Annotated in this window: 14 protein-coding genes; 4 read left to right on the top strand and 10 right to left on the bottom strand. The window is 69.7% G+C overall.

Going from position 1 to position 14,384, the window contains the following annotated elements; translation table 11 throughout:
• Nucleotides 1-70: 70 nt before the first annotated feature.
• A complete protein-coding gene (locus CRP56_RS18945; protein WP_097265596.1) occupies nucleotides 71-487 on the top strand; it encodes a hypothetical protein in 417 nt (138 codons plus the stop codon).
• 416 nt (nucleotides 488-903) lie between these two features.
• Here CRP56_RS18945 and CRP56_RS18940 read toward each other — a convergent pair whose 3' ends face one another.
• Both CRP56_RS18940 and CRP56_RS18935 read right to left on the bottom strand, forming a co-directional pair.
• The gene (locus CRP56_RS18940; protein WP_097265594.1) at nucleotides 904-1,497 is read right to left on the bottom strand and encodes a Uma2 family endonuclease; all 594 of its coding nucleotides are present in this window, start codon (nucleotides 1,495-1,497) and stop codon (nucleotides 904-906) included.
• Nucleotides 1,498-1,585: 88 nt separating this feature from the next.
• Nucleotides 1,586-2,269 (bottom strand): SGNH/GDSL hydrolase family protein, encoded by a 684-nt coding sequence (locus tag CRP56_RS18935; RefSeq protein WP_097265592.1) that lies wholly within the window; start codon nucleotides 2,267-2,269, stop codon nucleotides 1,586-1,588.
• A gap of 95 nt (nucleotides 2,270-2,364) precedes the next feature.
• Here CRP56_RS18935 and CRP56_RS18930 point away from each other — a divergent pair, with 95 nt between their 5' ends.
• From CRP56_RS18930 to CRP56_RS18920, 3 genes are all read left to right on the top strand, one after another.
• A complete protein-coding gene (locus tag CRP56_RS18930; protein ID WP_097265590.1) occupies nucleotides 2,365-3,348 on the top strand; it encodes a hypothetical protein in 984 nt (327 codons plus the stop codon).
• 156 nt (nucleotides 3,349-3,504) lie between these two features.
• The gene (locus CRP56_RS18925) at nucleotides 3,505-5,019 is read left to right on the top strand and encodes a cellulase family glycosylhydrolase (protein ID WP_097265588.1); all 1,515 of its coding nucleotides are present in this window, start codon (nucleotides 3,505-3,507) and stop codon (nucleotides 5,017-5,019) included.
• Nucleotides 5,020-5,203: 184 nt separating this feature from the next.
• Nucleotides 5,204-6,808: an alpha/beta hydrolase gene (locus CRP56_RS18920; RefSeq protein ID WP_097265586.1), complete on the top strand. Its 1,605-nt coding sequence runs from the start codon at nucleotides 5,204-5,206 to the stop codon at nucleotides 6,806-6,808.
• 75 nt (nucleotides 6,809-6,883) lie between these two features.
• Here CRP56_RS18920 and CRP56_RS18915 read toward each other — a convergent pair whose 3' ends face one another.
• The 8 genes from CRP56_RS18915 to CRP56_RS18880 form a co-directional block, all read right to left on the bottom strand.
• Nucleotides 6,884-7,357, bottom strand: coding sequence for a hypothetical protein (locus CRP56_RS18915; protein WP_097265584.1), 474 nt, complete (start codon nucleotides 7,355-7,357; stop codon nucleotides 6,884-6,886).
• A gap of 84 nt (nucleotides 7,358-7,441) precedes the next feature.
• Complete coding sequence (gene serC, locus CRP56_RS18910) at nucleotides 7,442-8,560, bottom strand: phosphoserine transaminase (protein WP_059196260.1); 1,119 nt, start codon at nucleotides 8,558-8,560, stop codon at nucleotides 7,442-7,444.
• 109 nt (nucleotides 8,561-8,669) lie between these two features.
• Nucleotides 8,670-9,902 (bottom strand): cytochrome P450 family protein, encoded by a 1,233-nt coding sequence (locus tag CRP56_RS18905; protein ID WP_097265582.1) that lies wholly within the window; start codon nucleotides 9,900-9,902, stop codon nucleotides 8,670-8,672.
• A 63-nt stretch (nucleotides 9,903-9,965) separates the two neighbouring features.
• Nucleotides 9,966-11,171, bottom strand: a complete 1,206-nt coding sequence (locus tag CRP56_RS18900; protein ID WP_097265580.1) for a cytochrome P450 — start codon at nucleotides 11,169-11,171, stop codon at nucleotides 9,966-9,968.
• The gene (locus CRP56_RS18895; protein ID WP_179851058.1) at nucleotides 11,168-11,806 is read right to left on the bottom strand and encodes a GTP-binding protein; all 639 of its coding nucleotides are present in this window, start codon (nucleotides 11,804-11,806) and stop codon (nucleotides 11,168-11,170) included. The genes CRP56_RS18900 and CRP56_RS18895 overlap by 4 nt, the downstream gene beginning before the upstream one ends.
• Complete coding sequence (locus CRP56_RS18890; RefSeq protein ID WP_097265578.1) at nucleotides 11,787-12,134, bottom strand: DUF742 domain-containing protein; 348 nt, start codon at nucleotides 12,132-12,134, stop codon at nucleotides 11,787-11,789. Before CRP56_RS18890 ends, CRP56_RS18895 begins: the two co-directional genes overlap by 20 nt.
• Nucleotides 12,131-12,538, bottom strand: coding sequence for a roadblock/LC7 domain-containing protein (locus CRP56_RS18885; RefSeq protein ID WP_079306837.1), 408 nt, complete (start codon nucleotides 12,536-12,538; stop codon nucleotides 12,131-12,133). The genes CRP56_RS18890 and CRP56_RS18885 overlap by 4 nt, the downstream gene beginning before the upstream one ends.
• Nucleotides 12,535-14,280, bottom strand: coding sequence for a sensor histidine kinase (locus CRP56_RS18880; RefSeq protein ID WP_097265576.1), 1,746 nt, complete (start codon nucleotides 14,278-14,280; stop codon nucleotides 12,535-12,537). The genes CRP56_RS18885 and CRP56_RS18880 overlap by 4 nt, the downstream gene beginning before the upstream one ends.
• Nucleotides 14,281-14,384 lie beyond the last annotated feature (104 nt).

The raw sequence follows: 14,384 nt of genomic DNA, 5'->3' as shown, positions 1-14,384 counted from the left end.
AGTGCACAGCCCTGCACCACCCTTGAGTACCCCTGGTCACAGTATGTGAGCGCGCGGAACGATTTGCGGCATGAACGAAAGAATCGACGCCCCCTGGATCCCGCTCTGGATCCCCGACGCCGGTCACGCCCTGCGCCTCGCCGGCGTGCACTTCGACGCCGTACGCATGCGCGGGCCGCAGGCCGAGCGCGTCGCCTCTGAGCTTCTGCGCTGTACGGACTTCGAGGCGGGACCGATCGTCACCGAGGCCACGGGTGACCGGAACATGTACTTCCTGTTGCCCCCGCAAACCGGCGGAGCTTTTGCATGGCCGCCGGATGTGAAGGTGCTGACGCACAGTCACGGAGCCATGGCCTACGTAGGCGTTCCCGCGCTGACCGGGATCACCTGGCCGCTGGGGTGGCGGTCGGTGCCGTCGGCCGGGGTGCCGTTCGTGGACGGGGAGTTGCTGCGGGCGACGGTGGGTGAGCTGAACGCCCGTGTGTGAGGTGGCCGTGGGGCCGCCCGCTTCTCGGCCAGTGTCGTGCTTCCACGGCCCGCATCAAGGGCGCTCCGCCTGCGGCTCCGCGTCGGCTGCGCCGATGGCCCTGCGGGCCACCCTTGACCCGGTCCGCTCCAGCACGGGGGAGAAGCGAGCGGGCGGCTCGGAAAGACGGGTGGCCGAGGCAGGTCGGCGGCCTCCGTCCTCTGCCCAGCCCCCGGCGTCGCCGGACGCGGTCGCGCCTCGCCTGCACGCCGGGTCGGCTCAGCGGCGATCGGCCGGTGGGCGGTTGGGGGTGTCGCATCGGGGTCTCGCTCACTGAGTGGCGAGTTTGTACCAACGTTGGGAGGAGCCGCGTGGGTATTTGCTCGGCCGGGTGGAAGAAACCCGCCAATCACTCCCTCGACCACCTTGCCGGCAGGTCAGTCCCGGGGGAACTCGTCGGTCTTGAGGGTCAGGCCGAGGGGGGTCGAGGTCATGTCGATGTCCGATCCGAAGGTGACCGACAACTCGGTGAGGTATTCGCCGTCCTTCGGCTGGGTGTAGAGGTGGCACTTGCCCTGGTACGGGTCGGCGATGAGGAGGACGGGCACCTCCGCGATCGCGTAGGCGGTTTTCTTCGGCCCGTAGTCGTTCGCGGCGGTGCCATTCGAGATGACCTCGGCGACAAATTCGACGTCCTCATAGTGCCAACCGCGCTCGTGGCTCCACTTTGCCCCGTCCTTCAGTTTCGCCACGTCAGGGCAGAAACCGTTCTGGTGTCCGGGGAAATCGATGCGGACGTCGGAGAGCACCATCACATCCATACCGAACCTGTCTTCCAGGGCTCGGACGATTCGGCGAATGATCTGCCAGTGCGTGCTCCGTTGCGGCGTCAGGAAGACGGCTCCCCCGACAATTTCGACTCGGTAGCCTTCGAGGAAGTGGTCTCGCCCGAACCCTTGGAACATTTCGTCCAGGGCATTCCTGTCGCCGCTCTCAGCCATCTCGATCCTGTCGGTCTCTACGACGGTCATCGTGGCGCTCCTCCCCGGTCGCCCCACGGACAGGTGCAGCCGCGCGGTACAACGATACGCACGGTGATCGGGGTGCGCCGATATTCAGTCAGTCTGTTCCGGCCTCGTACGTTTGTCCCCATCCCCACGCCTGATACATCGCCCCCGCGAACGCCTCCGCGATCTTGTGCTCACCGCTCGCGTTCGGATGCGTCCCGTCGTACGTGTCGACCGTGAAGTCGTACGACTCCGGCGGCGACGCCAGCAGCAGCGGCGAGCGCGGCTCGTCCAGGTCGGCGACCGTCTTGGCCAGCAGCTCGTTGAAGAGGGTGACCTGCGCGGCGAAGTCGGCGTCCTCGTCGACGCGGACGTTGCGGAGCACGGGAAGCACGACCATGCGGACGCGCGGGTTCGCCTCCCGTGCCGCCGCGATGAAGGCACGCGCGTTCTCCGCCGTCTGCTCCGCGTTCGTGTAGAAGCCCAGGTCGATCAGGCCGAGCGAGACGAGCAACACATTGGCCCGGCAGGTCCGCACCGCCTCGCCGATCAGCGGGGCCATGTGCAGCCAGCCCTCGCCCCAGCCGGCCAGGTGGGCGCTGGGGAAGTCCGGGTCGGCGTACTCGTACGACGTCGGCGCGTCCGTCGCCTTGTCGTGCAGGGTCTCGCGCGGGCCCACCACGGCGAACGGGCCGCCGTACGTGTCGCGCAGGTGCTGCCACATCCGGTAACGCCATGTGTGTTCGCCCGCGCTTCCGATCGTCATGGAATCGCCGACGGGCATGAACCTGAGCATCCGATCATGATGAACGATCCCGGGGAGGGGTGGGGTGTGAGAGTCGCCACCTGGCCGCCCGTCCCTCCCCGTCCGGGGATGGCAAGCTTGACCGCATGCGTGCGCTACTGGGTGTCGTCGGAGCCTGTGCCCTGCTCCTTCTCATGGGCGCGGCCCCCGCCGCCGCCGACGGCAAGGGGGATCAGGACTTCACCATCTCGGACCCCCGCATCACCGAATCCAGCGGCCTCGCCGCCTCCCACCAGCACCCCGGCATCTACTGGACCCACAACGACCAGGACACCGGCAGCTACATCTACGCCGTCGACAGCGGCACCGGGAAGACCGTCGCCCGCATCACCCTCGCCGGGGTCGGGCAGCAGCGGGACGTCGAGGCCATCTCCATCGGGCCCGACAACCAGATCTACGTCGGGGACATTGGCGACAATGATGGCGTGAGCTGGCCTTACGTCTGGATCTATCAGCTTCCCGAGCCCAAGAAGCTCGTCGACCAGACCATCCGGGCCAAGCAGTACGTCGTGAAGTACACGGACGGTTCGCGTGACGCCGAGTCGATGGTCGTCCATCCCAAGACCGGGCGCGTCTACATCATCGACAAGCACGAGGACGGCGGGCATCTCTATGAAGGGCCCGCCAAGCTCTCCACCTCGGGCACCAACGTCTTCAAGCCCGTCAAGCCCGTCGACCTCTGGGCCACCGACGCCGCCTTCTCGCCGGACGGCCAACACCTCGCCGTACGGGGGTACTTCGGCGGCATCTGGTACGACTGGAACGGCGGCGACCTGAAGAAGGAGGGGCGGCTCAGCGTGCCCCTCGGGCAGGGCGAGTCCGTCAGTTACTCCGCCGACGGCACCAAGCTCATGCTCGGGAGTGAGGGTGAGGGGAGTGCGGTCGTCGCGCAGGACGCGCCGGGGGGTGGTGGCGGCGGGTCGTCCGACTCCCCTTCCGGGGGCGGGAGTTCGGCCCAGGGTGGGGGCAGTGGTGGCGGCAGCGGCGACGTCAAGGTCGGTGCCCTCGCCGTAGCGGCCGTCGTCGCCGTCGTCTTCGGGTTCCGGAGGCTGTCGCGGCCTCGGAAGTGACACCGGCGGTACGCGGGGTCCGCAGGTTCCAGAAGCTCAGTCAGTCGTGTCATGTGTCTTGACGTGTTCATGGGACGTGACTTCCATGGGAGATGCGGGTGATGGGAGCGCTCCCATCACGTTCCGGGCCCGCGCTCCCCTAGAGAAGGCAGCGACATGTTCCGCACCTTGCGAAGAGCGTTGTGCGCGGCGGCGCTTCTGATACCGCTCCTGGTCGGCGTCAGCCCCTCGGCGCAGGCGGCCGAGTCCGCCGCCGGTGCCGGGTACTGGCACACCAGCGGGCGCCAGATCCTGGACGCCAACGGGCAGGCGGTCCGGGTCGCCGGGATCAACTGGTTCGGCTTCGAGACCAGCAACCACGTCGTCCACGGCCTCTGGTCCCGCGACTACAAGTCCATGATCGACCAGATGAAATCGCTGGGCTACAACACCCTCCGCATCCCGTTCAGCGACGACATCTTCAAGTCCGGGACCGTCCCCAACAGCATCGACTTCAGCAGCGGCAAGAACGCCGACCTCCAGGGGCTCAGCTCCCTGGGCGTGCTGGACAAGATCGTGGCGTACGCCGGACAGGACGGCCTCAAGGTCATCCTCGACCGGCACCGCCCGGACTCCGCGGGCCAGTCCGCGCTCTGGTACACCGCCGCGGTCCCCGAGTCGACGTGGATCGCCAACTTGAAGGCGCTGGCGACCCGTTATCTCGGCCAGAACACCGTCGTAGGCATCGACCTGCACAACGAGCCGCACGACCCCGCCTGCTGGGGCTGCGGCGACACCGCGACCGACTGGCGGCTGGCCGCCCAGCGGGCCGGCAACGCGGTCCTCTCCGTCAACCCCGACCTGCTGATCTTCGTCGAGGGCGTGCAGACCTTCAACGGCGTCTCCGGCTGGTGGGGCGGCAACCTGATGGGCGTCGCCCAGTACCCGGTGAACCTGAGCGTCCCCAACCGGGTCGTCTACTCCGCCCACGACTACGCCACGAGCGTGGCCCAGCAGAGCTGGTTCAGCGACCCGTCCTTCCCCGCGAACATGCCGGGGATCTGGGACAAGTACTGGGGCTACATCTTCAAGCAGAACATCGCGCCCGTGTGGGTGGGCGAGTTCGGCACGACGCTCCAGTCGACCGTCGACCAGAAGTGGCTGGCGGCGCTCGTGGACTATCTGCGGCCGACGTCGACGTACGGCTCGGACTCCTTCCACTGGACGTTCTGGTCCTGGAACCCCAACTCCGGTGACACCGGGGGGATTCTGAAGGACGACTGGCAGTCCGTCGACACCGTGAAGGACGGGTATCTGGCGAGCATCAAGGCGCCGGGCTTCCCGTCGAACGGTGGCGGTGGAGGAGGGGGCGGAGGCGGTGGCGGTGGTACGGCGGCCTGCACCGCCGCCTACACCGTCAGCAGCGACTGGGGCAGCGGCTTCAACGCCGAGGTGAAGGTCACCAACTCCGGTACCACCCCGCTGAGTTCCTGGAAGGTGACCTGGACCTGGAGCGGGTCGCAGAAGATCACCAACGTCTGGAACGCGTCGTACACCCAGTCCGGGGCGACCGTGACCGCCACCAACGCCGCGCACAACGGGACGGTGCCCGTGGGCGGTTCGACGAGCTTCGGGTTCGGCGGGGCGCCCGGGGGCGGGAGCGTGCCGACGGTGAGCTGCACGGCGAGCTGAGCGGAGGGCGGGCGTCCGGCGGAGTGGCCGCCGGGCGCCCCTCTTGTCGCCACAGCTGGTTCACATTTTTGGTTCAAATTTTCGGTCGGGATGTTCTCCGTTGGCACGCTTTTCCGAAAAGATCGCGCCAGGACCGCCCATCCTCCGATTCTGTCCAACGCCCCATGCTCTCTGAAGGACCTTCATGAGAAGAAGTACAGCCGTGCTGTGCGGTGCGACCGTCGTCCTCGCCGGCTCGCTCACCGCCGTCCCGGCCCAGGCCGACGCCTCGCAGTCCGCGCAGTCCGCCCAGGCGTCGAGCGTCACCTGGAGGAAGTGCGGCACGGACGACTACCCGACCCTCCAGTGCGCGTCGGTGAAGGTGCCGCTGAACTACGCCAAGCCCGAGGGGCGGAAGATAACCCTCGCCCTGTCCCGCGTGCCGCACACCGCGCAGCACTACCAGGGCCCGCTGCTGGTCAACCCCGGCGGCCCCGGCGGCAGCGGCCTGACCCTCGCCGGCTTCGTCGCGTCCGCGCTCCCCAAGCAGGTCGCGAGCCAGTACGACGTCATCGGCTTCGACCCGCGCGGCGTCGGCAAGAGCAAGCCCGCCCTGGACTGTGTGCCGGGCTACTTCAACCCGGTCCGCCCGGACTCCGTGCCCAGCACGCCCGCGATCGAGAAGGCCAACCTCAAGCGCGCCAAGTCCTTCGCCGAGGCCTGCGGCACCAAGTACAAGGACGTGTTGCCGTACATCAACACGATCAGCGCCGTGAAGGACATGGACTCGATCCGCAAGGCGCTCGGCGCGTCGAAGATCAACTACTTCGGCTACTCGTACGGCACCTACCTGGGCCAGGTCTACGGCAAGCTCTTCCCGAACCGGGTGCGCCGACTGGTGCTGGACTCCATCGTCGACCCTGACGGAGTCTGGTACGACGCCAACATCTCGCAGGACTACGCCTTCGACGCCCGCCAGAAGGCGCTGATGGCGTGGATCGCCAAGTACAACAGCACGTACAAGCTCGGCACCGACCCGGCCAAGATCGAGGCCAAGTGGTACGCGATGCGGGCGGCCCTGGCCAAGAAGCCCGCGGGCGGCAAGGTGGGCGCCTCCGAGCTGGAGGACATCTTCATCCCCGGCGGGTACTACAACGGCTACTGGCCGATCCTCGCCCAGGCGTTCGCGGCCTACGTGAACGACAGCAACGCCACCCCGCTGGTCAAGGCGTACGCGAACATCGCCGCCATCGACGCCTCCGGTGACAACGGCTACAGCATCTACACCGCCGTGCAGTGCCGTGACGTCTCCTGGCCGCGCGACTGGAACCAGTGGCGCAAGGACAACTGGAAGGTGTACGACAAGGCGCCGTTCATGGCCTGGAACAACGCCTGGTACAACGCGCCGTGCGCGTTCTGGCCCACGAAGACCCTGAAGCCGGTGAACGTCGCCAACTCCAAGCTCCCGCCGGCGCTGCTCTTCCAGGCGACGAACGACGCGGCCACCCCGTACCAGGGCGGTGTCACCGTCCACCGTCTGCTCAAGCACTCCAGCCTGGTGGTGGAGCAGGGCGGCGGCAACCACGGCATCTCGCTGAGCGGCAACGCCTGCCTCGACAAGTACCTGGTGAAGTACCTGACCGACGGCACGGTGCCGCGCGGCAGCGGGGTGGCCGACGCGGTCTGCCAGAAGACCCCCGACCCCAAGCCGGAGGCCGCGGCCTCGGCGATGTCCGCGCTGACCGCCGGACAGCCGGCCACGGCGCCGAGCGGAGCCGGTCTGCACGCTCTCCTCGGCTTCCGCGACTGAGCCGACAACGGCTGAGGCGGGAATGAACAAACAGGGCGCCCGGTGCACACCGGGCGCCCTGCTCGTTGCCGGCGGTCAGTTGCCCACCGGCATGATCCCGTGGAGCTTGGGGGCGTCGAGCTTGCTGACGCCGTTGTAGCGGAGGCTCATGACGAAGAGCATGGGAGCGGCGAAGAGCGCGAGGGCGATCGAGATGATGCTGATGGGGAACAGGACCGGTAGCGACTGGCCCTCGGGCAGCGTCTTGCCGCCCTCGTGGACGGCGTAACCGAAGGCCACGACGAGGACGAGCACGGACAGGGCGGCAAGCGTCCGCAGGATGCCGGTCGTTCGGCGGGTGGCGGCCTCGTCGCGGACCTCGGCCCGGACGGCCACGTCGCACTCCGAGCAGGTCAGTTCCACGGTGTGCTTGCCCGATGCCGGCCGGCGGACCCGGTACTGGGTGTCCCGCCAGGTGATCCTGCGGGTCCTGGTCACCACGCCGGTCGTGTTGTCGCTGAGGATGTGGCGCACCGCGATCTGCACGGTGCCCGGTATCGGTCTGTTCATGCCCCAGCCGTACCCGACGAACAGGGCCCTGTCACCGACAGGGCCCTGCAACAAGTTACGCAACTAGGGGGTTTTACCCGTGAGTTACAGCTTCTCGATCACGTAGTCGATGCACTTCGTCAGCGCCTCGACGTCCGCCGGGTCGATCGCCGGGAACATGGCGACGCGGAGCTGGTTGCGGCCGAGCTTGCGGTAGGGCTCGGTGTCGACGATGCCGTTGGCGCGCAGCACCTTGGCGATCGCGGCGGCGTCGATGTCGTCGGAGAAGTCGATCGTGCCGATGACCTGCGAGCGCTTGGCCGCGTCGGTGACGAACGGGGTCGCGTGCTTGCTCTCCTCCGCCCAGCTGTACAGGCGCGTCGAGGAGTCCTTCGTACGGGCCGTCGACCACGCCAGTCCGCCCTGGCCGTTGATCCACTCCAGCTGCTGGTTCAGCAGGAAGAGCGTGGCGAGGGCCGGGGTGTTGTACGTCTGGTTCTTGCGGGAGTTGTCGATCGCCGTGGGCAGCGAGAAGAACTCGGGGACGTGGCGGCCGGACGCGTGGATGCGTTCGGCGCGCTCGATCGCGGCCGGGGAGAAGACGCCGATCCACAGGCCGCCGTCGGAGGCGAAGGACTTCTGCGGGGCGAAGTAGTAGACGTCGGTCTCGGCGATGTCGACCGGGAGGCCGCCGGCGCCGGAGGTGGCGTCCACGAGGACGAGCGCGCCCTCGTCGGCACCGGCCACGCGCTTGATCGGGGCGGCGACACCGGTGGAGGTCTCGTTGTGCGTGAAGGCGTACACGTCGACGCCCGCCTCGGCCTGCGGCTCCGGGTGCGTGCCCGGGTCGGAGGCGATGACGGTCGGCTCGGCCAGCCAGGGCGCGAGCTTGGCCGCCTTGGCGAACTTCGAGCTGAACTCGCCGAAGTTCAGGTGCTGCGACTTGTTCTCGATCAGACCGTGGGTCGCGACGTCCCAGAACGCGGTGGAGCCGCCGTTGCCGAGGATCACCTCGTAGCCCTCGGGGAGGGAGAACAGCTCGGAGATCCCCTCGCGCACCTTGCCGACCAGGTTCTTGACCGGAGCCTGGCGGTGGGAGGTGCCGAGCAGGGAGGTACCGGTCGCGGCGAGGGCGTCCAGCGCCTCGACACGCACCTTGGAGGGGCCCGCGCCGAAACGTCCGTCGGCGGGCTTGATGTCAGCGGGAATCTGGATCTCAGCCACGAGCCGGAGCGTATCGCCTCGGAGAAACCGCACGGAAACGTGTCCGTTCGATGAGACGACTTCCCCGGCACTTTTCCGGCACGTCTCCGGCTCGTGGACTTGTCGTGATCTACGACTCCTGCGGCGCCGTCAGCCGTACCGGCAGCTCGAACAGGTCGTTCTGCGTCACCACCGGCTTGTTGCGCAGCTCCGTCGCCGGTACCGCCAGGTCGAGGGCCGGGAAGCGGGCGTACAGGGCCGGCAGGGCCACGCCCGCCTCCAGCCGGGACAGCGCGGCTCCCGGGCAGACGTGGGGGCCGTGGCCGAAGCTGATGTGGCGGTTGGGGGAGGTGCGGGTGATGTCGAACTCGCCCGCCGTGGGGCCGTGCGCCTGCTCGTCGCGGCCGATCGCGGCGTACGACACGATCAGCGCGTCGCCCGCCGGGAGGACCTTGTCGCCGACCTGGACGTCCTCCGTGGCGAAGCGGATCAGGACGTGGGAGGTGGGAGTGGAGTGGCGAAGCGTTTCCTCGACCACCGAGGACCAGTCGACCTCGCCCGCCAGGACCAGGGCGCGCTGGACCGGGTGGAGTGACAGCTGGACCACCGCGTTGACGATGAGGGAGATGGTCGTCTCGTGGCCTGCCGCGACCATCAGCTGGAGCGTGGAGACGATCTCCTCGTCGGTGAGGTGGTCGCCGTTCTCGGAGGCCTGGATGAGGGCCGAGGTGAGGTCGTCGCCGGGTTCGGCGCGCTTGGCGGCCACCGTCTCCGCCATGATGCCCGCCAGCTCCGTCAGCGTGGCGATGACCTCCGCCGGCGGCGTCTGCGTCGAGAAGAACTTCTCGAACAGCTCCTTCAGCCGGGGCAGCTTCTCCTCGGCCAGGCCCATGAGGTCGGCGATGACGTACATGGGGAGCGGGTAGGCGAAGGCCGCCTTGAGGTCGACGGTGTCGCCCTCCAGGCCGTCGAGCAGCTTCTCGGTGAGTGCCGTGATCCGCCCCCGCATCTCCTCCACCCGGCGCGGCGTCAGCGCCTGCGCGACCAGCGTGCGCATCCGGCGGTGGTCGGCGCCGTCGACGGTCAGCATGGAGCGGCCCGGGTTGGCCAGGCCGATCAGCGGCCAGTCCGCGGGGATCTCCCCGCGCTGCCAGGCGCCCCACACGTTGATGTCCTTCACCAGTCGCGGGTCGGTCAGCAGCGCCTTCGCCTCGGCGTGCTGCGTGACCGCCCAGACGGGCACCCCGCCGGGCAGCTCCACGGCGGCCAGCGGCCCGGCCGCCCGCAGCCGCGCGCTCTCGCCGTCCAGGTCGGTGACGAAGGGGTCGAGGGCGATGCGCGTCTGTTCCAGGTCAGTGGTCATGGGGGTCTCCGGTCTCCAAGAGGACGTAGGTGGCTGATCGGCGCGGATTGGAGGGCCTGGGTCTCAGAGCGCGGGCACCGGCGTGAAGCGGACCGGCAGGGCGGTCAGTCCCCGCAGCCACGGCGAGGGGCGGCGCGTCAGGGAGTCGGCGGGGACCGCCAGGTCGATGTCGGGCAGGCGGTCCAGGACGACCTCGATGCCGGTCCGCGCGATGACCTCGGCGACCTCCTGCGCGGGGAACGGGCACCGGTGCTCACCGTGTCCGAAGGAGAAGTGCGCGCTGTTGCCGCCGGTGAGCGTGGAGCCGTCGGTGCGCACCTGCGGATCGGAGTTGGCGCCCTGCAGGCCGAGCAGCAGCAGATCGCCGGCGCGGACCCGGCGCCCGCCGAGCTGGGTGTCGCGGGACGCCCAGCGGCCGGCCACGTTCTGGGTCGGCGTGTCCTCCCACAGGACCTCGTTCATGGCGTCGGCGACGCTGTTGCGGCCGCCGAACAGGGAGGCCGCGAACCGTTCGTCGGTCAGCATCAGCCGCAGCGAGTTGCCGATCCAGTCGGCGGTCGGCTGGTGGCCCGCCGCCATCATCACCATCAGGTCCTGCGCGATCTCCTCGTCCGTGAACCCGCCGCGGTGGGCGAGCATCTGCGAGACCACGTCGTCGGCCGGTTCGGCGCGCCGGTCGGCGAGGAGCTGGAACATGGAGGAGGCGAGGTGCGTCTGGCCCGCGATGGCCCGCTCCCGCCCGTCGATCATGTCGTTCAGGGCGGTGACCAGGCCCGGCCCCTGCTCGTCGGAGAAGCCGTACAGCCGGGCCAGGACCCGTACCGGCAGCAGCATCGCGTAGTTGCCGATGATGTCCGTCTCGCCCTCGGCGCACACCGCGTCGATCAGCTCGTCGGCGAACTTCTCGGCGTAGGAACGCAGTTCCGACGGGCTCACCGCCTCCAGCGCCTCGCTGATCATCGCCGCCCGCTCGCGGTGCCGTTCGCCGACCGTGTAGAGGATCGACGGCTGCTTGCGGCCGATCATCGGCAGCAGCGGCCAGTCGTCGGGGATGCGGTCCCACTGGTTCCACAGCTCGGAGTCACGGCTGAACAGCACGGGATCGCCGGTGACTTGGTGCAGCTCGCGGTAGCCGAGCACCAGCCACGCCGGGATGTCGCCGTCGAGCACGACCGGGGTGACGGCACCGTGGTCGCGCCGCATCTCCCGGTACAGCCGCGCCGGTTCGGTCTGGAACCTGGGGCCGCTGAGGGGTACGGGGGCGGTCACCGCGTCAACTCCTGTTCTCGGAGGGAGGCTTGGGGGGCATAGGTGTTCCGGACGTGCTCGACCAGGGTGATCAGGACCTGCTTGCCGGAGGCCCGGGAGCGGGCGTCGCAGTCGAGCAGCGGGACCTGCGGATCGAGGTCGAGGGCGTCGCGGATCTGGCTCGGGGCGTAGGAAGGGCCGCCGAAGTCGTTGCAGGCCACGATGAACGGCGTGCCGTGGTGTTCGAGCCGGTCGATGGCGTACCAACTGTCGTCGATACGGCGGGTGTCGACGAGGACGACCGCGCCGAGCGTCCCGGAGAACAGCCGGTCCCACAGGAACCAGAACCGCTCCTGGCCCGGGGCGCCGAACAGGTACAGCACATTGCGGGCGTCGAGCGAGATGCGGCCGAAGTCGAAGGCGACAGTGGTCGCCGACTTGCCCCGGACCTCGCTGATGTCGTCGATGTGCTCGCCGGCCCGGGTCATCGTCTCCTCGGTGTTGAGGGGACGTATCTCGCTGACCGAGCGCACGAGGGTGGTCTTGCCGACGCCGAAACCGCCGACGACGACGATCTTCAGGCCGTTGTCGGCGGTGGCACCCAGCGGGGTGCGCGCGGCTGCCTCGACGGCTGCCTCAGAGGTTGCGGAGTCCAACGAGCACCTGTTCCAGGACGTCGGGTTCGGGGACGGCGGCCTTGCGGGGGTGGCGGGCGCTGACGCGGCCCGCCGTGAGCAGGTCGCCGAGCAGGATCTTGGTGATGCTCACCGGCAGCTTCAGCTCGGCCGCCAACTCGACGACAGCCGTCGGCAGTTGGGTCAGCTTCAGGATCGCCGCGTGCTCCGACTGCATGCCGGGGGTCGGATCGCACTCGGCGACCACGAGCGTCACCAGGTCGAAGGGGCTCTCCGGAGTGGCGTGCGCGCGGCCCCCGGTGAGGGTGTACAGACGGTCGGGTGAGTCGTCCCTGCCGGGGCGGCTCATGAGGTCCGGGGCTGCGCGGTCAGATGGGCGCCGAGCTGTTCGACGAGCTCGCTCATGTTGTGCCCGACGAGACCGGCGTCCGCGTCCTCGGTGGTGACGACGGCCAGATGAGCGCCCTCACCGGCCTCCACGATGAAGAGGACACCGCCGTAGAACTCGGTCATCGCCGACCGTACGCCGCCGGTGCCGTCCCCGAACTCCACGGACGCGCCCTGCGACAGGGCCTGGATGCCGGCGGCGATCGCGGCGAGCTGGTCGGCCTGGTCGACGGTGAGCTCCGGCGTCCGGCACAACTTCAGTCCGTCCCGAGAGAGGACGAGCGCGTGCCGCGCGCCCGGGGTGCGCTCCAGCAGGCCCTCGATGAGCCAGGTGAGCTTCTCGTCGGCGGTGGTCGTGCCGGTCATGACGTGGGGTCGCCTTCCGGGGTGGGGTGGGTGTGGGCCGGGGGTGCCTGGGTGGACGGTTCGGGGGTCTCCGCGTATGCCGGAGTGGCGGGGTCGCTCTGGTCGGTGAGGGTGCTGGTGCCGCGTACGGCTTGCCGGAAGCTGCTGAAGCGGACGGCGCGGGCGGGGGTGTCGTCGGCGGGGCCGGCGTGGCTGGTGGGTTCGCCGGCGCCGAGCGCACCGAAGGCGCTGGTGGAGCCGCTGGTTCCGATGGCTTCCGTGGTCCTCGCGGTCCCGGCCGTCCTGGCGGTCCTGGCCGTTTCGGCGGCACGCGCGCGTACCCGTTCCCGCTGCTCCCGCTCGGCCGCGGCGAGGGCACGGCCCCGGCGGCGTTTCGGAAGGCCGTCGGGAAGCCCTTCGGAGCTGCCTTCCGACCGGTCCGTGGGCAGATCGTCGGGAAGGATGGCGGCGCTGTGGCCCGGGGACTCGTGGGTGGGAACCGGGTCGGGAGCCGGAGACGGTCCGGCCCACGCGCTGTCGGCCCGTACGGCCGTAGTCGCCCCCGCCTCCGTACCTTCGACCGCCGCCTGCGGAAGCGTCAGCGCCCCCTGCGGGCGCGGAGCCAACTGCTCCGGTACGAGGATGTCCTGGGGTACGAGCATCAGGACGCCGGTGCCGCCGCGGGCCGAGGGGCGGAAGGAGACCGTGAGGCCGTACTTGCGGGACAGCCGGCCCACGACCGCGAGGCCCAGGCGGGTGCCGGTGAGGCCGCCGAGTTCGGCGTCGTCGCCCGACACCGCCCGTTCGGCGCGCCGGAGTTGGAGCTCGCCCATGACGAGGCCGCTGTCCTCGACGGAGACGATGACGCCGGCCGGGACCTCCTCGACGTACACGTGGACCTCGGCGGTCGGCGGCGAGAAGTTCGCGGCGTTGTCGAGGAGTTCGGCGAGCGCGTGCATCACGCCTTCGGCGGCGTGCCCGGCGACGGCGGCCTCGCAGGCGGAGTGCACCCGCACCCGCCGGTAGCCGCTGATGCGGCCCATCGCGCCACGCAGGATCGACTCCATGGCGATGGGGCGGGCCCAACGGCGGCCGGAGCGGGCGCCGGTGAGGACGGCGACGGAGTCGGCGAGGCGGCCCGCCTGGGCGGTGCGGTGGTCGAGGTGGAGGAGGTCGGCGAGGACGTCCTCGTCGTCGTGCCGTTCCTCCATGGCGCGCAGGTCGGCGAGCATGCCGGTGGCCAGGGCCTGCATGCGGCCGGCCGCGTTGGCAGTGGCCGACAGGGCGGTGGACCGCTCCTGCTCGGCGCGGCGGGCGCGCTCGGTCAGGCGGGCGTTCGCGGCGGTGAGGCGAGCCCTTTCCTCCTCCAACTCGGCGGTGAGCCGGGCGCGTTCCCGGGTGAGTTCGGCGGCGTGCCGGGCCCGCTCCTGGGTCAGCTCCTGGGTCAGCTGGACGCGCTCCTGGTCGAACTCCGCGCTCTGCCGGGCCCGGTCCTGGAGCAGCCGCCCGGCGTCGAGGGTGACGGCTTCGAGGCGGCGGCGGGCGATCCGGGCGTTCTGCGTGGCATGGGCGGCCACGGCGACGGCCGCGGTCAGCAGCAGGGCGCCCGCACCGGCACCGAGGGCGAGCGGGACGCGTACCGACTCCGGTGCCCGGGCCACGGCGCCGGCGACCGCGAGCGCGGCGAGGACGGCGGTGAGCAGCGGGACGGGCAGGAGGGCGCGGGCGGTGGGGCGTTCGCCGGGCAGGTTTGGGGCGGTCATGAGTCGGGTCCTCGGTAGGGGGCCGCTGTGCATTCCTGGGCGCGAAGCGACGCCTGTCGCTCAATAAGCGGTCACTATATGGGAGTTGGTGATCAAACTGGGTG

This window comes from Streptomyces sp. TLI_55 (assembly GCF_900206255.1).
Taxonomy (GTDB): Bacteria; Actinomycetota; Actinomycetes; order Streptomycetales; family Streptomycetaceae; genus Streptomyces; species Streptomyces aquilus.
The sequence above is the reverse complement of the archived record's forward strand: the minus strand, read 5'-3'. Positions and strand labels throughout refer to the sequence as shown.